The organism is Curtobacterium sp. NPDC089991 (assembly GCF_044748425.1).
Classification (GTDB): domain Bacteria; phylum Actinomycetota; class Actinomycetes; order Actinomycetales; family Microbacteriaceae; genus Curtobacterium.
Genome location: NZ_JBIVGB010000002.1, coordinates 643,573 through 660,679, shown reverse-complemented (window position 1 = coordinate 660,679; position 17,107 = coordinate 643,573). Strand labels below are relative to the sequence as shown.

The window sequence follows — 17,107 nt, the reverse complement described above, 5'->3', positions numbered from 1 at the left end:
CCGTCACGCCGCCGGTGCTGCGAGTCCGGCGGCGAGGTCCGCCGCGGATCGAGCGGGCAGGGCGCACACGCGGTCGTGGCAGACGTACGCAGCCGGGTCGAGGGCGTCCCGTGCCTCGAACAGTTCGAACCCCGCAGCCGCCCAATCCGCAGCCTGCGTCGGGGTCACACGAGCGATGACCGTGCCGGGTCGGCGCGCGGCGCGGACGGCGTCGCGGAGCGGGTCGTGCTGGTCCGACGTCACGACCACGACCTCGCGCGAGGGTCGTTGCAGGCCGAGTGCGACACCGAGGGCGTCGGCGTGCCCGAGCGGTCGCTCGGTACCCGTCGTCGCGCGGTCGGCCACCAACCGCGCCGCCGCTGTCCGGTACGCGGAGTCCCCGGTCAACGCCGCGAGGCCGGCTGCCGCTGCGGCCAGCGCCACCGTGCCGGAGCGCATCGCGGTCTGCGGCTGTTCCCCGGTCGCCGTGCCCGCTCCGGCGAGCACGGCGTCGACGTCGAACCGGTTCGCCAGGCCGTCGTCGACCAGGGAACGAGCCGTCACGGCGTAGGTGACCTCGCCGGTCACCAGGGCGAGCTGGAGCAGACCCTCGGCCAGCAGCCCGACGTCCTCGATGGTCGCCGGTGCTGCTGACGCGCCGCGAGGCGTGCTCGAGCGGACCACGACGTGCCCGTCACGCACGTGCGACCGCAGCAGCGCATCGGCCGCATCCCGGGCGAGGCCGATCATCTCGGGGTCGTCGTGGCGGTCACCGGCGATCGCGAGTCCGCGGATCGCCAGGCCGTTCCAGCCGGTCAGGACCTGTTCGTCGAGTGGTGGCGGCTCGAGGAGCGCGCGCTCCGACAGCGGCCGCCGGTACCACCCGCCCTCCACCCGCTGGCCGTCGATCGTGGACTCGCTGTCCTGCGCGGCGACGAACGCCCCGTCGTCCTGCCGCAGGGTGTCGCGCAGGAAGTCCGCGATGCCGCGCGCCTGTTCGGCACCGGCGACCGCGAGGAGTCCGGCGTTGTCGTAGAGCATCCGCTCGTAGTGCGGCACAGTCCAGTCGCGCTTGGTGGCGTACCGGAAGACACCGCCGTCGGCATCGGTCAGCTCGGAGGCCCGGATCGCGTGGAGCGACCGGTCCAGCAGGCCGTCGGCCTCGGCGTCGCCGTCGCGTGCCGCGTCGGCGAGGAACTCCAGCAGCGGCGTGCTCGGGAACTTCGGAGCACCGCCGAAACCCCCGTAGGTGGTGTCCTCTGCTTGCGACAACTGGCCGGTGACGGCCCGGATGCTGTCGGCGGACGGGAGGCCCGTGGCTGCTCTGCCAGCTGCCTCGCCGGCGCGGGCGGTCGCGTCCACCTCGGCCCCCTGCCGGATCGCCGTCGCGATGGCCGCGGCGTTCGCGTCGACCTCGTGCCGCCGCTCGGTCCACGCATCGAGCACCGCCGCCAGGATCTGCCGGAACGCGGGCACCTGACCGACGGGGGTCGGCGGGAAGTAGGTGCCGGCGAAGAACACGTGGCCCTCGGGCGTCAGGAACGTCGTCAGGGGCCACCCGAGCTGCTGCGTGAACACGCTCGCGGCGGCCATCAGGCTGGCGTCGACGTCGGGACGTTCTTCACGGTCGACCTTGACGGCGACGAAGTCCTGGCGGAGCAGTGAACCGATCTCCGGATCGGCGAAGCTCTCACGCGCCATGACGTGGCACCAGTGGCATGTGGCGTAGCCGACCGACACCAGGACCGGGACGCCCCGCTCACGTGCCTCGGCGAAGGCTTCGGGGCCCCACTCGCGCCAGTCCACGGGGTTGTCGGCGTGCAGCCGGAGGTACGGGCTGACCGAGGTGCCGAGTCGGTTGTCGTTCATGGCTCCAGCGTGCCCCGTGGCGACTGAGCGGGCCAGCGACGGACGCGATCTGTGGACGGATCGCGGAGTCCACAGGCCGCAGCGGGACGGTCAGCGGGGAGCCACCCCGTCAACGCGGCGAGACGCTGTGCGACCTGGGTGGGGGTGCGACCGTCGGTGTCCACCCGGGTGACCGTGTCCCCGGAAGCCGAGTCGAGCCTCCCGGCCGTCCGCGTGCTGTGCGCGAGCTGCGCCTGCGGGACCTCGCCACCCGACCGTCGGGCCAGCCGCTCGGCGGTGGGACCGTCCGCCGCGCGCAGCAGGACCGTCGTGACCACGGGGTCGTCGCCCATGGCGGCCGCCAGACGCTCGTGTTCGAGCACGGAAACGGTGTTCGTGTAGACCAGCCGGTGGTGGCCGAGCTCGCGGTAGGACGTCCACAGGGCGGCGAGGTTCCGTTCCGCGAGCCGCGCCTCGGGGTGCTCGACGTGCGGTGCCGGGTGCGCCAGGTCGAGCAGGTCGCCCTCGATCACCGCGTGGCGCACGTCCGCGGCGACGAGCAGGTCGTGCAGCGCCTCGGCAGCGGTCGACTTGCCGACACCGGACCGCCCGCCGATGAACAGGACCTCGGAGCGGGGCGTGCTCGGCACCGTCACCCGAGGCCCAGCGACAGGAGCGCGAGGGCAGCGTCCTCGGGGCCGTAGTCGAACATGCGCTCCCAGAACGGGTCGTCGGCCCACGGCACGTCACCGTCAGCCGGTGTGGACTGCGCCGTCTCCACCAACCAGTCGAGTTCGGGCAGGACCGCGGCCGCGAAGGTCGGCGGCTGCCACCCGAGCGCCCGTGCCGCCGTCGTGTCGAGGACGAACGGTGACGGCGACGACCACGGGGTCGTGCCGACGAAGGCAGGGGCGTCCGCGTCGAGCAGGACCTCGTCGAACCGGTGGTCGAGGTGCCCAGCGATCGTCCGCACGATCTCGAGCGCCGTCGGAGCGGAGTCGTCGGCGACGTTGAGGATGCGCCGGTCCGGAGCGTCCGCGACCAGGCGGACGAGCGAGCCGATGCCGCTCGCCGCCGTCGTGTGGTCCACGCCGCGGCCGAGGTCCGCGAGCAGGATGCGTTCGCGGCCATCGAGGACCCGGCGGACCACGAACCACTCGCGCGGACGGCCGATGCCGACGCCGTACACCTTCGACGGGCGCAGCACCGTGACCGGGGTGCCGTGGTCGAGCAGCACCTGCTCGGACGCCACCTTCGCCGCGCCGTAGCCGTCACGGCTGGTCGGGTCGCCGTCGCCCGCCGTGACGGTCGGTTGGATCTCGGTGACCGCGGCGCCGAAGACCGGCTTGTCCGTCGAGTTCGCGTGCCGGCCCTGCTCGTCGACGTAGACCGCACGCGAGGAGACGAAGACGCTGGAACCGACGTCGTCGAGGAACGGCAGGAGCTGCGTCGCGTCGTCGCGGGTCAGCCCCACGGTGTCGACGAGCAGGTCCGCGCCGGGGCGGAGGAGGTCGCGCAGGGTGCTCGTGTCGCGGCGGTCACCCGCGGTGAAGGTCGCGCCGCGGGCGGTGAGGGAATCGGCTGCCGGGCCTCCGCGGCGGGCGAGGACGTCGACCTGCCAGTCGTCGCCGCCCCGCCCGGAGGCGTCGAGGAGCTCACGCGCGACGGCCGAACCGATCCCGCCGGTACCGCCGAGGATGACCGCGCGTCTGGAACTCATGCGCCAACGCTAGCCGGGACGCGCGTCCTCGTCAGGACGCCAGGGCCTCGGGCTCGTGCCGCCACCAGTCCAGCAGCGAGCCGTCGTACACGGTGACCTTGTCGTGGCCGAGCACGGTCAGCGCCAGGGCATCGACGCACGCGGCGCTACCGACCCCGCAGTACGTCACGATCTCGTCCTCGCCGACGACCGCGGCGAACGCCTCGGCGAGCTTCGGCCCGCGCAGGTACGCGTTGGTGTCCGGGTCGACCAGGGTGTCCACGGTGATCGGGGTGCTCCCCGGGATGATCGGTGGGTGGTCGTCGCCGAGGGCCGCTGCGGGCGCCGCGAACACCAGTGCCGCGGGCTGTTCGCCCGTCACTGCTCGGCGGACACGGGCGTGGTCGGCCCAGAGCGGGCGTTCTTCACCGGCGAGGAAGGCGCTGTCGTCGTCGGGCGCCTTCGCCGGCGATGGTGCCTGGCGCAGTGCTCCGACGCGGACCGGCCGGCCCTCGTCGCGCCACTTCGTGAACCCGCCGTCGAGGACCGCGACCGAGTCGAAGCCGAACGACCGGAAGATCCACCACAGCCGCGCCGACCACTCGCCGACGCTGTCGTCGTAGACCACGACCGTCGAGGTGTTCGTGACGCCGAGGTCGCCAGCAGCTGCCTCGAACCGTTCGGCACTCGGTCGGGTGAAGGGGACCTCGGCGCCCGGCGTGGAGAACGCGTCGACGAGGTCGGCGAAACGGGCGCCGGGGACGTGCCCGCGCTGCTCGTAGGAGTCGACCGCGGAGTGCCACATCGTCTCGAGGCCGGTCCCCACCGTGTGCACGGAGGCGTCGAGGACGACGAGCTCGTCACCACCGAGGTGGTCGGCGAGCCACTGCGTCGACACGAGCGGCGAGGTCAGGACGGGGGCCATGCCGCACACGATAATGCGGACCACTGACGGGTGACAGGGAAACCGACACACTGCGCAACCGGGGCGCGTGTGGTGGCTTGTGCGTGCACATGTTCCGACGATCCACGAGTTGTTCGACCGGTGGTTCGTCGCAACATGCACACGCAATGACTGCGGGTGCATGTTCCGACGATCCACGCGTTGAACGACTCGTGGAACGTCGCAAAACCCGCGCGACCCGGCACCCGCCCCGCACGCACCCGCACCCCCGCCCTGCTCCGGCGCCCCGCCACACACACGCACGAACGGCCCGCTCCGGCAGAACCAGGACGGGCCGTTCGGACGAGCTGACGCGTCAGTGTGCGGCGGCGGGGATGCTCCCGGTCGTCGTGGACGCGGCGTGGGCGAGCCGGTCGAGCCGCACCGACTGCCGGTTGATGAGCAGTCCACCCGCCAGGGCGACGAGCACGAGCACACCGGCCGAGATGCCGAACGCCACGTGGTAGCCGTCGAGCGTGGCCTGCGCCTGCTGCAGCTTCGTGGGCGCCGCCGACAGCCCGGTGAGGCTGTTCTTCACGACGTCGGCGAAGATCGTCGACAGCAGCGCCGTGCCGATCGAGCCACCGATCTGCTGCATGGTGTTGACCGTCGCCGAGGCCACACCGGCGTCGGCTCGGGCCACGCCTGTGGTCGCGGTGTTCATCGCGGACGAGAAGATCGTGCCCATGCCGAGCCCGATGACGATCAGCGCCGGCAGGACGGTGCCCGCGTAGGAGCTGTCCAGGTCGGTGCGCAGCAGCAGGAGCAGGCCGATCGCGGCGACGAGGCCACCGGCGAAGATCAGGATCTTCGGGCCGATGCGGGGCAGCAGTCGCCCACCGATCTGCGTCGCCGAGATCATGATCGACAGCGGCATCGGCAGGAAGGCCAGACCGGTCTGCAGCGAGCTGAACCCGAGGGTCTGCTCGAGGTAGTAGGTCAGGAACAGGAAGATGCCGAACATGCCGATCGCCACCAGGCCGATCGCGATGAACGACCCGCCGCGGTCACGGTCGAGCACGACCCGCAGGGGCAGCAGCGGGTGCGCCACACGGGTCTCGATGAACACGAACGCGGCGATCAGGACGACGCCACCGGCGAGCATCGCGATGGTGACGGGGGAGTCCCAGCCGTTGGTCTCGGCGTTCGAGAACCCGTAGACGACACCGACCAGACCGGCGGTGATGGTGATGACGCCGGCGACGTCGATGCGCGGGCGATCGACCTTCGGCGGCTTCTCCATGAACACGAGCGCGCCGATCACGCCGAGCACGGCGAAGACGACGTTGACGTAGAGGCACCAGCGCCACGACGCGTACTCGGTGAGCACGCCGCCCAGGAGCAGGCCGATGGCCGCACCGGAACCGGCGATCGAGCCGAAGATGCCGAACGCACGACCGCGCTCCTTCGGGTCGCGGAACGTGGTGGTCAGCATGCCGAGCGCGGACGGCGCGAGCAGGGCGCCGAAGACACCCTGCAGGGCGCGGGCCGCGACGAGCAGGCCGAACGAGTCGGCGAGGCCGCCGAGCACCGACGCGACCGCGAAGCCGACCAGGCCGATGATGAAGGTGTTCTTGCGGCCGAACAGGTCGCCGAGGCGCCCGCCGAGCAGCAGGAGTGAACCGAACGCCAGCGAGTACGCGGTGACGATCCACTGGCGCTGGTCGGTGCCGAACCCCAGGTCGGCCTGGGCCGAGGGGAGTGCGATGTTCACGATCGTGGCGTCGAGCACGACCATCAGCTGGGCGAGGGCGATGACCGCCAGGGCGATCCAGCGGTGGTTGCTCTTGGCGGGGGTGGTGCCAGAAGTCGTGGGTGCTGCCCCGGTGGGGGTCGGCACGGTGTGTTCTGCCGTCACGGCAGCCTCCTTCGAGAAGGTTGGAGGGGGAGCACGAAGCGCGCACCGTCGGGCGTTTCGAAGAGGAGAGGTGTCAAACGGATGCACCGCATCCGTTTGTCGACAGTGTAGACCGAAACGGAAGGTCCGCATCCACTTATTCCCAGAAAGTTCAACTAGGTTCGGCATCGTGAGCACCACCGAGTCCGCGCCCGACCTCGAGCGCCCGCTGCGCGCCGATGCGGCACGCAACCGCGAGCTGATCCTGCAGACCGCTCGCAAGTGCTTCGCAGAGCGCGGGCTGTCGGTCACCCTGAACGACATCGCGCACGAAGCGGGGGTCGGTGTCGGCACCGTGTACCGGCGCTTCGCCGACAAGGACTCCCTGATCGAGGCGCTGCTCGCCACCAAGTTCGAGGCGATGAACGACGCAGCAGCCCGCGCCGCCGACGTCGTCGACCCGCGCGAGGCCCTGCGGGTCTACCTGACCGGCGTGTTCGAGTTCCGCGCCCGCGACCGTGCGCTCGCCGACGCCATCGTGCGTGCCGGCAAGGCGCGTCCGTCGATCGTGCAGGAGCGTGACCGGCTGGAACGCCAGGTCTCCGCGATCATCGGTCGGGCTGAGACCGCCGGGGTGGTCCGCGCCGGCTTCGACTACCGCGACCTGCCGATGCTCACCGCCATGGTGGGTGCGGTGGCCGATGCCACGCGCGAGCACGACCCGAACGCCTGGCGCCGGTACGCCGAACTCCTCATCGAGGGCGTCCTGCCGCAGACCCGGACCGCGCCGAGCATGGTCGGCGACCCGCTCGACCGCGAGTCGATCGAGCGCGCGCTGCACGCGCAGTCCTGACGCGTCCCCGTGGACCGCGCGCGGCTCCGGTGCCAGCCGACCCCGGACCGGAGGCCCGTGGCGGAGTCGACCCGTGCCTCCCGTCCGGCGGTCTGGTCGCGACCAGCGCGCCGGGCCGACACCCGACGCGCGCTACAGCCAGCTCGGCAGCCAGTAGTGCGACCGGATGAAGTCCCACGGCACCTGGATCGCGGTCCACATCGGGTACCAGTACGCCGACGCGAGCACCACCACGACCAGGTACACGCCGACCCACACGATCGCCCGGGTCCGTCGGGGCCGTGGATCGGTCCGTGACCCGAGCACCAACCCGATCGCCGCCGCCAGTGCCATCACCATGAAGGGCTCGAAGGCGATCGTGTAGAACTGGAAGACCGTCCGGTTGACGTACACCAGCCACGGCAGGTAGCCCGCGGCGACGCCGAGCAGGACGAAGCCGTACTGCCACTGTCGGCGCAGGATCCAGAGCACGAGCAGCGCCACGGTCGCGATGACCGCCGCGTACCAGATGAACGGGTTCGCGACGCCGGTGATCGCCTCGCCGCAGCGGCTCGCCGAGCAGCCGTCCTGGCCGGCATCGGTGCCGACGTAGAACATCGACGTGGGCCGCTGCATCACGAGCCAGAGCAGCGGGTTCGCCTGGTACGAGTGCGGCGTGTGCAGCCCGATGTTGAAGTTGTAGATCTCCGACTGGTAGTGCCACCAGTTCTGCAGACTGTCCGGCACCCACCGGAGCAATCCGGTCCAGCGTTCGCCGCCGGAGGCCAGCCAGTTGCGGTCCCAGCCGTCCTTCGACACGAACCAGCCGGTCCACGACGCGACGTAGGTGACGGCGGCGATCGGCACGGTGAGCAGGAACGACACGGGGGCCTGCTGCAGCAGCGCGCTCGACGACCAGAACTCGACCCCGGCACGGCGGCGCATCATCATGTCGCTCAGCACGGAGTACACGGCGAAGAACGCCAGGAAGTACATCCCCGACCACTTCGTCGCGGTGGCCAACCCCATCGTCAGCCCCATCGCGAACAGCCACGGACGCCACCAGAGCACGGGCCCCCACAGGGTGTCCCGGCCGGCGGCGACGCGCTCGGCGACCCAGTCGTCGAGCCGCCGCTGACTCCGGCGCCGGTCGAGCAGGAGCGCCCCGAACCCGAGCACGACGAAGAACGTCAGGATCCCGTCGAGCAGCGTGACGCGGGACATCACGATGGCCTGGCCGTCGATCGCGAGCAGGCCGCCGGCGAGCGTGCCGACCAGGGTGGAGCGGAACAGCGACCGGGCGATCACCGCGGTGAGGAACACCGTCGCGATGCCGAGCACGGCGACGGCGAACCGCCAGCCGAACGAGTTGTCCGCCCCGAACAGGAGCATGCCGAGCCCGATCAGGTACTTGCCGAGCGGCGGGTGCGCGATGAACTCCGCGGCGCTGGTGAAGATGTCCGTCTCACCACTCGAGAACCGGTCGTCGGTCGTCGGGGCGGAGTCGCTGCTCGGGTTCGCCGGCCAGGTGCCCTCGTAGCCGAGGTGGACGATCGACCAGCCGTCCTTGACGTAGTAGGTCTCGTCGAAGACCAGGGAGTGCGGGTTCCCCAGGTTCGCCAGGCGCAGCACGGCGGCGAGCAGCGTCACCGCGATCGGTCCGGCCCAGCGCCACACCGCGACGCGCTGGGCGGTGGAGAGCACCCGCCCCCACCAGTCGTCGAGGCGCGAGCCGACCGGCCCGTCGGACACGGCCGTGCGGTCGTCGGTCAGCTCGCTGGTCATCGTTGAGCATCCTACGGATCGACCGCATGTCCGCGCTGCGACCCCGCTGCGACGACAATGGGTGGCGTGATCGTCCTCGCAGCAACCCCCATCGGCAACCTCGGGGACGCCTCGCGCCGTCTCGTCGAGACCCTCTCCAACGCCACCGTGGTCGCGGCGGAGGACACCAGGACCGCCATCCACCTCATGCGTGCCCTCGGCATCGAGAACCGTCCGCGGCTCATCGCCCTGCACGAGCACAACGAACGGGCGAAGGCGTCCGAGGTCGTCGAGCTCGCTCGTGACGAGGACGTCGTGGTCCTCACCGACGCCGGCATGCCCGCGATCAGCGACCCCGGCTTCCCGCTCGTCGAGGCAGCGGCAGCCGCTGGCGTCACGGTCACGGCACTGCCCGGCCCGTCGGCGGTGCTCATGGCGCTCGCCGTCTCCGGACTGCCGACGGACCGCTTCACGTTCGAGGGGTTCCCGACGCGCAAGGGCGGGGAGCGTCGCCGCGCGTTCCAGGCGCTCGCGGGGGAGCAGCGCACGATGGTCTTCTTCGAGTCGCCGCACCGGTTGGCCGAGACGCTCGCCGACATGGCCGTCGGGTTCGGGGGCGACCGTCGTGCCGCGGTCTGCCGTGAGCTCACGAAGCTGTACGAAGAGGTCAGGCGCGGTCCGCTCGACGAGCTCGTCACGTGGGCATCAGAGGGGGTCCGGGGCGAGATCTGCATCGTCGTCGCCGGTGCCGCCGAGGCCACCGAGGAGGCGACGCTCGACGACGGGGTCCGCCTCGTGCTCGAGCGGGTGGCCGCCGGCATGCGCATGAAGGAGGCCGCAGCGGCGGTCGCGGACGCGACCGGGCTGTCGAAGCGGGACCTGTACGAAGGGGCGCTCGCGGCGCGCTGAGCGGGGCTCGTCACGTTCGCGTCGGCCGGTCTGGAGGCGCGGGGCGGGCCCGCCACGGGCCTCCCGGATCCGGTTTTCCACAGTCCACCGCCGCGCGCGTCATCCGGGTTCCGCGCGCCCGTAGGATGGTCCGCATGTCCGCCGGGTCCTCGTTCAGCATCACCACGCCGATCTTCTACGTGAACGACGTGCCCCACATCGGGCACGCCTACACCGAGGTCGCCGCGGACGTCCTCGCGCGCTGGCACCGGCAGCGGGGTGACGACACCTGGCTGCTCACCGGCACCGACGAGCACGGACAGAAGATCCTGCGCACCGCCTCGGCGAACGAGGTCACGCCCCAGGAGTGGGCCGACCGACTCGTGACCGAGGCGTGGAAGCCGCTGCTCGACACCGTCGACGTGGCCAACGACGACTTCATCCGCACCACCGACGAGCGCCACGAGCGCGGTGTGACGGCGTTCCTGCAGAAGCTCTACGACGACGGCTTCATCTACGCCGGCGAGTTCGAGGGCTTCTACTGCGTGGGCTGCGAGGAGTACAAGCAGCCGAGCGACCTGGTCCCCGGCACCGGTGCGTACGAGGGGCAGCAGGTCTGTGCCATCCACTCGATCCCGGTCGAGGTGCTGTCCGAGCGCAACTACTTCTTCCGCATGTCGGACTTCGAGCAGCGCCTGCTCGACCTGTACGAGTCGAACCCGCTGTTCATCCAGCCGGAGAGCGTCCGCAACGAGATCATCTCGTTCGTGAAGCAGGGCCTCCGCGACCTGTCGATCTCGCGGTCCAGCTTCGACTGGGGCATCAAGATCCCGTGGGACAGCGACCACGTCCTGTACGTGTGGTTCGACGCCCTGCTCAACTACGTCACGGCGCTGGGCTACGGCACCGAGGACGACGAGGCCTTCAAGCGCCTGTGGCCGAGCGTGCACATCGTCGGCAAGGACATCGCCCGCTTCCACGCGGTCATCTGGCCGGCGATGCTCATGGCTGCCGGCCTGCCCGTCCCCGAGCGCGTCTTCGGTCACGGCTGGTTGCTCGTCGGCGGCGAGAAGATGTCCAAGTCGAAGCTGACCGGCATCGCGCCGTCGGAGATCACCGACACCTTCGGCTCCGACGCCTTCCGCTACTACTTCCTCCGCGCCATCACCTTCGGGCAGGACGGCAACTTCAGCTGGGAGGACATCTCGGCGCGGTACCAGGCCGAGCTCGCGAACGGCTTCGGCAACCTGGCCTCGCGCCTGGTCGCGATGCTGCAGAAGTACTTCGACGGCGCAGTGCCGGCGCGCGGCTCGCTGACCGAGTCGGACCAGGCGATCGATGCCCTGGCGGTCTCGGTCACCGAGCGTGCCGACGCCGCCATCGCCGCGTTCGCCCCGCACGAGGCGATCGCTGCCGTCTGGGAGCTCGTCGATGCCCTGAACGGGTACATCACCGAGCAGCAGCCGTGGGCCCTGGCGAAGGACGACGCGAACCGCGAGCGGCTCGGCACCGTCCTGACCACCGCGCTCCGTGGGCTCGGCACCGTCGCGGTCCTGCTCTCCCCGGTGATGCCGAAGGCCACCGAGAAGCTGTGGGCGTCGATCGGTGCCGGCGGCTCGATCGCCGAGCAGCGAGTCGATCGTGCCTTCGAGTGGCAGGGTGCTTCGCACGTCGTGGCGCTCGAGAGCGGGCTGTTCCCGCGCATCGAGCAGGCGGAGCAGGGCGCCGCGTGACCGACGCCCACCTCCGCTCCCGTGGCGACGGGGACGGCTCCAAGCGCGACCTGACCTACCCGCCCCTGCCCGAGGCGCTCGTGGTCCCGGTCTACGACAACCACACGCACATGGAGATCGCCGACGGTGGCGACGGGGCGCTCGACTACCGCGAGCACCTCGGCCGTGCCTCGAGCGTCGGCGTCCGCGGTGTCGTGCAGGTCGGCACCGACCTCGCCACTTCGCAGTGGTCCGCGTCGATCGCCGCCCGTGAACCCCGCGTGCTCGCAGCGGTCGCACTGCACCCGAACGAGGCGCCGTCGCTGCAGGAGCAGGGGCTGCTCGACGAGCACCTCGCCGGGATCGAGGCGCTGGCAGCGTTGCCCCGCGTCCGGGCGATCGGTGAGACCGGGCTCGACTTCTTCCGCACCGGTGAGGACGGGCGCGACGCCCAGATCCGTTCGTTCGAAGAGCACATCCGCATCGCGAAGGAGCACGGCCTCGCGCTGACCATCCACGACCGCGACGCGCACGACGCCGTGGTCGAGGTGCTCGACCGCGTCGGGGCTCCGGAGCGCACCGTGTTCCACTGCTTCTCCGGCGGACCCGACCTGGCTCGGCTCTGTGCCGAGCGCGGTTGGTACATGTCGTTCGCCGGAACCGTGACGTTCAAGAACGCGGCACTGCTCCGCGAAGCCCTCGTCGTCGCGCCGCGGCACCTGATCATGGTCGAGACGGACGCGCCGTTCCTGACCCCGACGCCGTACCGCGGCCGGCCGAACGCCCCGTACCTGATCCCGATCACCCTGCGGTCGATGGCGGAGACCCTCGGCACCGATGCCTCGATGCTCGCCGCGCAGATCGCGTCGAACACCGAGCTCGTCTACGGTGCGTGGGACGCCGAGCCCGTGACGGTGGACGAGTAGTGGGCGCGCTGCTCGGCCCGGCCGAGATCCGGGAGCTCGCCGCCGAACTCGACGTGACCCCGACGAAGAAGCTCGGGCAGAACTTCGTGCACGACGCCAACACCGTCCGGCGCATCGTGTCGGTCGCCGGCGTGACGCCGTCGTCCCGAGTGCTCGAGATCGGGCCGGGCCTCGGCTCCCTGACGCTCGGGCTCACCGAGACCGGCGCCCACGTCACCGCCGTCGAGATCGACAAGCGGCTCGCGGCGCGGTTGCCGTCGACGGTGAGCGCGATGCAGCCGGAGGCCTCGTTGACGGTCGTGCAGCAGGACGCGATGACCGTCGCCGCATCGGACCTCGACACCGAACCGACCCACCTCGTCGCGAACCTGCCCTACAACATCTCGGTGCCCGTGCTGCTGCACCTCCTCGCGACCTTCCCGTCGATCGAGCGGTCGCTCGTGATGGTGCAGGCCGAAGTCGGGTACCGCCTCGCGGCGGGCCCGGGCAGCAAGGTCTACGGGTCGCCGAGTGTCAAGGCCGCCTGGTACGGCTCGTGGAGCACGGCCGGGCTCGTCAGCCGACAGGTGTTCTGGCCCGTCCCGAACGTCGACAGTGTGCTCGTGGCGTTCGACCGGCACGAGCCCCCGGGGGACGAGCGGCTGCGGTCGCGGGTGTTCACCCTGGTCGATGCGGCGTTCCAGCAGCGTCGGAAGATGCTGCGGCAGAGCCTGTCCGGTGTGCTCGGCGGCAGTGCCCACGCCTCCGAGGTCCTGACGGCGGCGGGCATCGACCCGACGGCGCGGGGCGAGGCGATCGGGGTCGACGACTTCGTGCGGCTCGGTCGGACGGTCCTGGCTGCTGCGGAGTAGCTCGTCTCCCGCCTCGGATCGGCGAAATACGGAATGTTTGGTACCGTCCGTTCGGTGCTCCTACGGTTGATCACATCGACCAAGGAGACACCATGCAGCCGACCGAACCACGCCGACCGAACCGCCGCGGCCTGACCGAGGAACAGCTCACAGCGGGACGTCGTCGCGCATTGCTCAGTGCGGACCCCGGTCGGCAGCGTGGGCCGAGGATCTTCACCGAAGCCGAACGGCAAGCGCTGTTCGCTCGGACGCCGCGACCTGAAGGCACGTTCGAAGAGCGCCGCGAGCGCCGACGACGAGCGATCGAGTCGATCGATCCGGACTGCCGGGCTGAACCCATCGCGCGCATCCGCCAGGTGGGCTGACCGTGTTCGAGCGGCTCGGATCCGATGAGTTCGACGAGCATCGGGTACTGGAGTTCGACGGATGCACCAGCAGGCCGGATGCTGTCCTCGTTGAGACGAGTTTCATCGAATGCGTGCTGCACCGTGCGGAGCCGCAGCATGGCGGGGCGTCAGCGTTCTGGGACCACCTCGACCTGGCCGACACGCGGATCCTGTACAGCGCGTTCACCGAGTTCGAACTGTTCGAATCGGCCCACCACAGGGGACTGCAGGCCGCACGTCGCCATGTGGCTGCATGGCGAGACCTGCTGCGGTCGACGCAACTGCACTGGGTCGGGATCGATGACGTCAGCGACGGAGTCCCGGGGCTGATCGAGGAGTTCGGCCTGACTGCCTCGGGTGCTGTGCACGTCGCCACGGCTTTCCATTGGGAAGTCGACGGCTTCGTGACGGTCGATCCCGCGTTCGGGTCGTCGACAAGGAGCGCCTCCCGCTGATCATCGACGCCGAGGGTGCGCAGCTGGCGCGTCGCCTGCGGACCGGTTCCCAGCGCTGATCCGCGAGGGCGGTGTCCTCCGGCCTACGATGACGGCATGACCGACGGAACGGTTCGCTCGCACGCGCAGGGGATGGCGCCGGACCGTGTCCTCGCGGCGACGGGCAAGTCACCGGACGAGTGGCACGCGCTGATCGACACGGCGGGCGGAGCCACCATCGGGCACGCTGCGATCGCGTCGTGGATCGTGGGCCAAGGTGTCGAGCCATGGTGGGCGCAGGGCATCACCATCGGGTACGAACAGGCTCGTGGGCTCCGCGTCCCCGGGCAGCGCTCGGACGGCACCTTCGCGGTGTCGGCCTCACGGCAGGTCCCCGGTGAGCGCGAGGCGGTGCTCGATCGGATCGTCCCGGTGTTCACGGCCGCACTCGGGTCCACGCCGACCTCCGAGCGCCGCGGCGGCAAGCGCCCGTCGGCCCGGTGGACCTTCCCCGACCGCGAATCCGTGCTGCTGAACACCGAGGACGGTCCCAAGCCCGACACCGTCCGCATCTCGGTGCAGCGGGAGCGGCTCACCGGCCCCGAGCGGATGCCCGACGCCAAGGCCGAACTGCAGCAACTGCTCGCCGGCCTCTGACGCCGCGAACGGGGGAGCGCGCGCACGGTCGTCACGGCCCTACGATCGGCGGGTGCGTCGCATCACCCTTTCCCAGTGGCTCGCGATCGTCGCCGTGCTCGGCGGGCTCGCCATCGACTGCTTCGCAGTGTCGGTCATCGTCCGCGATCCGTCCAGCGACGGGGCGTGGGCCGCGGTGGTGCTCGGTCTGAGCATCGTCGTGTGGGGGGTCGCGTTCGCGTACTTGGACGACGGACCGGACACCGACGAGCCGAACACCGACGAACCGAACACCGACGAGCCCGGCACGACAGCGGTCGGGTCCGTGCCGCGCATGCACCGTGACCGAGCACATCGTCTGCTGAGCGCAGCACTGACGGTGATGGTGTTCACCGGGATCTACGCGGGCACCCGCTGGCAACAGGTGCCGGTCGGCTGGGCGCTCGGCGGAGCGGTGATCGCGACGGGACTCCCCATGCTGAACCGCGCCCTCGACCGGCGTATCGCTCGCAACGAGCAAGCCGAGGGCGCAGCCGACTGACGTGCCGCGCGTCAGTGCGCGCGCGACGCCATCGCCTCGAAGATCTGCTGGTGCGTGCCGTCGCGCTCGGCGAACCGGAGCGGCAGCACGTTCTGCACCAGGATCTCGGGCGAATCGCCGGCGGACAGCAGCCCGATGACCTCGTCGGCGAAGGCGTCGAGCGGCATGCCACCGAAGTCCGCTCCGCCCATCAGATCGGTCGACACTGCCGGGGGAGCGAGTTCGAGCACCGACACCGGGGTGCCGAGCAGCTGCTGACGGAGCGACTGCGTGTACGAGTGGACGCCGGCCTTCGTGGCGTTGTACGTCGGCGTCGCGGTGAGCGGGACGAACGCGAGGCCGGACGAGACCGTGACGATGGTCGAGGCGGGCTGCGCCAGCAGGTGCGGCAGGAACGCGTCGATGAGGCGGATCGTGCCGACCAGGTTGGTCTGGATGATCTCGAGCGCGTCGTGGATGTGGTCGGGGGAGCGCAGGTCCTCGTTGCGCATGATCCCCGACATGGTGACGAGGGCGTCGAGCGACGGGTACGCCTCGAGGACGGAGGCGGCGGCCTTCTCGATGGATGCGGCGTCGCTCACGTCGATCTGCACGGTGCCGAAGCCGTGCTCGGCGGCGAGCGAGTCGAGGAGCGACTGGCGGCGCCCGCCGATGACGACGGTGCTGCCGGCGGCCTGCAGGCGCTGGGCCAGGGCGAGACCGATGCCGGAGGTCGCGCCGGGGATGAAGACGGTGGAGTTCGTGATGTCCATGTCCACCACCATGCGCTGTCGTCGGCAACCCATCCAGACCTCGGTCATCGGGGGATCGGCGATCCCTGGCACGGCGGCGGGAACCCGACGACAATCGGGACCATGGACCGCGCTGCACTCGCCGACTTCCTCCGCCGTCGCCGCGAACTGCTGCGCCCCGAGGACGTCGGCCTCGGTCAGGGACCACGACGCCGGACGCCTGGTCTCCGGCGCGAAGAAGTCGCTGCGCTCGCGGGCATGTCAGTCGACTACTACACACGCCTCGAACAGCAGCGCGGACCGCAGCCGTCGGAGCAGATGATCGCCGCGATCGCCCGGGCGCTCCGCTGCAGCCTCGACGAACGCGACCACCTGTTCCACCTGGCCGGACAGAACGCCCCGACCCGGTTGCACCGGGCCGACCACGTCGACCCCGCGATCCTGCGGGTGCTCGACCGGCTCGAGGACACCCCCGCGATCGTGGTCAGCCACCTGGGCGAGACGCTGGTCGAGAACCGGCTCGCGGCGGCGCTGCTCGGGTCGTCCGTCAGCCTGCCCGGCAACGAGCGCTACCAGGCGTGGCGGTGGTTCGTGACCGGCGACGAGCTCGCGAAGTACGCGCCGGAGCAACACGAGCGACTGGCCCGGGTCGTGGTGGCGTCGCTGCGGGCGGCGGCGGGGCTGGCCGGACCGGGGGACCGTCGGGCCACCGAGCTGATCGCCGAGCTCGAGACCCGCAGCCCCGAGTTCCGCGAGCTCTGGGCACTGCACGAGGTGACGAGTCGCTGGTCCGATAACAAGACGATCGTGCAGCCGCAGCTCGGCCGGATCACCGTCGACTGCCAGGTCCTGCACACCGACGACCAAGCCCAGGCGCTGCTGCTCTTCACCGCACCCCCAGGGTCCGAGGACGCGCAGAAGCTCGAGCTCCTCGGCGTCGTCGGCCAGCAGGCCTTCGCCGGCTGACGCGGCGCGGGCCCGCGCGGCTCGTGCGAGGTTGACCACTCGGTGCCGCCCTACAGGCCGGCACCGAGTGACCAACCTCGCACCACGAAGACGCACCCGGGCGCACCACACGGAGCAACCGCGCGTCACACACT

Annotated in this window: 17 protein-coding genes; 10 read left to right on the top strand and 7 right to left on the bottom strand. The window is 70.9% G+C overall.

Features of this window, described 5'->3' with window-relative positions; genetic code table 11:
• Positions 1 to 3 precede the first annotated feature (3 nt).
• The 5 genes from ACIPV1_RS08315 to ACIPV1_RS08295 form a co-directional block, all read right to left on the bottom strand.
• The gene (locus ACIPV1_RS08315; protein WP_402726130.1) at positions 4 to 1,848 is read right to left on the bottom strand and encodes a thioredoxin domain-containing protein; all 1,845 of its coding nucleotides are present in this window, start codon (positions 1,846 to 1,848) and stop codon (positions 4 to 6) included.
• Entirely contained in the window at positions 1,845 to 2,477 is a 633-nt protein-coding gene (locus ACIPV1_RS08310) for an ATPase (protein ID WP_402726129.1), read from the bottom strand. The genes ACIPV1_RS08315 and ACIPV1_RS08310 overlap by 4 nt, the downstream gene beginning before the upstream one ends.
• A gap of 2 nt (positions 2,478 to 2,479) precedes the next feature.
• Entirely contained in the window at positions 2,480 to 3,547 is a 1,068-nt protein-coding gene (locus ACIPV1_RS08305; protein WP_402726128.1) for an NAD-dependent epimerase/dehydratase family protein, read from the bottom strand.
• 31 nt (positions 3,548 to 3,578) lie between these two features.
• On the bottom strand, positions 3,579 to 4,451 hold the full coding sequence (locus tag ACIPV1_RS08300) for a sulfurtransferase (RefSeq protein ID WP_159573772.1): 873 nt from the start codon (positions 4,449 to 4,451) through the stop codon (positions 3,579 to 3,581).
• A 334-nt stretch (positions 4,452 to 4,785) separates the two neighbouring features.
• Positions 4,786 to 6,327 (bottom strand): MFS transporter, encoded by a 1,542-nt coding sequence (locus ACIPV1_RS08295; RefSeq protein ID WP_123291813.1) that lies wholly within the window; start codon positions 6,325 to 6,327, stop codon positions 4,786 to 4,788.
• A 169-nt stretch (positions 6,328 to 6,496) separates the two neighbouring features.
• Here ACIPV1_RS08295 and ACIPV1_RS08290 point away from each other — a divergent pair, with 169 nt between their 5' ends.
• On the top strand, positions 6,497 to 7,159 hold the full coding sequence (locus ACIPV1_RS08290) for a TetR/AcrR family transcriptional regulator (RefSeq protein WP_159574131.1): 663 nt from the start codon (positions 6,497 to 6,499) through the stop codon (positions 7,157 to 7,159).
• A gap of 132 nt (positions 7,160 to 7,291) precedes the next feature.
• On the opposite strand, the gene ACIPV1_RS08285 is transcribed toward ACIPV1_RS08290, so the two are convergent.
• Positions 7,292 to 8,923, bottom strand: coding sequence for a dolichyl-phosphate-mannose--protein mannosyltransferase (locus ACIPV1_RS08285; protein WP_402726127.1), 1,632 nt, complete (start codon positions 8,921 to 8,923; stop codon positions 7,292 to 7,294).
• Between the two features lie 66 nt (positions 8,924 to 8,989).
• Here ACIPV1_RS08285 and rsmI point away from each other — a divergent pair, with 66 nt between their 5' ends.
• The 8 genes from rsmI (at position 8,990) to ACIPV1_RS08245 (ending at position 15,276) form a co-directional block, all read left to right on the top strand.
• Positions 8,990 to 9,811, top strand: a complete 822-nt coding sequence (gene rsmI / locus ACIPV1_RS08280; protein WP_123292295.1) for a 16S rRNA (cytidine(1402)-2'-O)-methyltransferase — start codon at positions 8,990 to 8,992, stop codon at positions 9,809 to 9,811.
• Positions 9,812 to 9,945: 134 nt separating this feature from the next.
• On the top strand, positions 9,946 to 11,523 hold the full coding sequence (gene metG / locus ACIPV1_RS08275) for a methionine--tRNA ligase (RefSeq protein WP_123291816.1): 1,578 nt from the start codon (positions 9,946 to 9,948) through the stop codon (positions 11,521 to 11,523).
• The gene (locus ACIPV1_RS08270) at positions 11,520 to 12,428 is read left to right on the top strand and encodes a TatD family hydrolase (protein ID WP_123338561.1); all 909 of its coding nucleotides are present in this window, start codon (positions 11,520 to 11,522) and stop codon (positions 12,426 to 12,428) included. Before metG ends, ACIPV1_RS08270 begins: the two co-directional genes overlap by 4 nt.
• Complete coding sequence (gene rsmA / locus ACIPV1_RS08265; protein ID WP_123938395.1) at positions 12,428 to 13,279, top strand: 16S rRNA (adenine(1518)-N(6)/adenine(1519)-N(6))-dimethyltransferase RsmA; 852 nt, start codon at positions 12,428 to 12,430, stop codon at positions 13,277 to 13,279. The genes ACIPV1_RS08270 and rsmA overlap by 1 nt, the downstream gene beginning before the upstream one ends.
• Positions 13,280 to 13,371: 92 nt before the next feature.
• On the top strand, positions 13,372 to 13,644 hold the full coding sequence (locus tag ACIPV1_RS08260; RefSeq protein ID WP_123938394.1) for a hypothetical protein: 273 nt from the start codon (positions 13,372 to 13,374) through the stop codon (positions 13,642 to 13,644).
• Positions 13,645 to 13,646: 2 nt separating this feature from the next.
• Entirely contained in the window at positions 13,647 to 14,120 is a 474-nt protein-coding gene (locus tag ACIPV1_RS08255) for a hypothetical protein (RefSeq protein WP_402726126.1), read from the top strand.
• A 96-nt stretch (positions 14,121 to 14,216) separates the two neighbouring features.
• Positions 14,217 to 14,756 (top strand): hypothetical protein, encoded by a 540-nt coding sequence (locus tag ACIPV1_RS08250; RefSeq protein ID WP_123938393.1) that lies wholly within the window; start codon positions 14,217 to 14,219, stop codon positions 14,754 to 14,756.
• Between the two features lie 52 nt (positions 14,757 to 14,808).
• The gene (locus ACIPV1_RS08245; RefSeq protein ID WP_123938392.1) at positions 14,809 to 15,276 is read left to right on the top strand and encodes a hypothetical protein; all 468 of its coding nucleotides are present in this window, start codon (positions 14,809 to 14,811) and stop codon (positions 15,274 to 15,276) included.
• An 11-nt stretch (positions 15,277 to 15,287) separates the two neighbouring features.
• Here ACIPV1_RS08245 and ACIPV1_RS08240 read toward each other — a convergent pair whose 3' ends face one another.
• A complete protein-coding gene (locus ACIPV1_RS08240; RefSeq protein ID WP_123938391.1) occupies positions 15,288 to 16,028 on the bottom strand; it encodes an SDR family oxidoreductase in 741 nt (246 codons plus the stop codon).
• 102 nt (positions 16,029 to 16,130) lie between these two features.
• On the opposite strand from ACIPV1_RS08240, the gene ACIPV1_RS08235 reads away from it, so the two are divergent.
• Positions 16,131 to 16,973, top strand: coding sequence for a helix-turn-helix transcriptional regulator (locus ACIPV1_RS08235; protein WP_123938390.1), 843 nt, complete (start codon positions 16,131 to 16,133; stop codon positions 16,971 to 16,973).
• The last annotated feature ends 134 nt before the right edge of the window (positions 16,974 to 17,107 follow it).

What these genes read in the sequence shown, in the direction of transcription:
- ACIPV1_RS08285 (WP_402726127.1), bottom strand. Translation starts at nt 8,923, where the DNA reads ATGACCAGCGAGCTGACCGACGACCGCACGGCCGTGTCCGACGGGCCG.
- ACIPV1_RS08305 (WP_402726128.1), bottom strand. Translation starts at nt 3,547, where the DNA reads ATGAGTTCCAGACGCGCGGTCATCCTCGGCGGTACCGGCGGGATCGGT.
- ACIPV1_RS08300 (WP_159573772.1), bottom strand. Translation starts at nt 4,451, where the DNA reads ATGGCCCCCGTCCTGACCTCGCCGCTCGTGTCGACGCAGTGGCTCGCC.
- ACIPV1_RS08250 (WP_123938393.1), top strand. Translation starts at nt 14,217, where the DNA reads ATGACCGACGGAACGGTTCGCTCGCACGCGCAGGGGATGGCGCCGGAC.
- ACIPV1_RS08240 (WP_123938391.1), bottom strand. Translation starts at nt 16,028, where the DNA reads ATGGACATCACGAACTCCACCGTCTTCATCCCCGGCGCGACCTCCGGC.
- ACIPV1_RS08260 (WP_123938394.1), top strand. Translation starts at nt 13,372, where the DNA reads ATGCAGCCGACCGAACCACGCCGACCGAACCGCCGCGGCCTGACCGAG.
- ACIPV1_RS08315 (WP_402726130.1), bottom strand. Translation starts at nt 1,848, where the DNA reads ATGAACGACAACCGACTCGGCACCTCGGTCAGCCCGTACCTCCGGCTG.
- metG (WP_123291816.1), top strand. Translation starts at nt 9,946, where the DNA reads ATGTCCGCCGGGTCCTCGTTCAGCATCACCACGCCGATCTTCTACGTG.
- ACIPV1_RS08235 (WP_123938390.1), top strand. Translation starts at nt 16,131, where the DNA reads ATGGACCGCGCTGCACTCGCCGACTTCCTCCGCCGTCGCCGCGAACTG.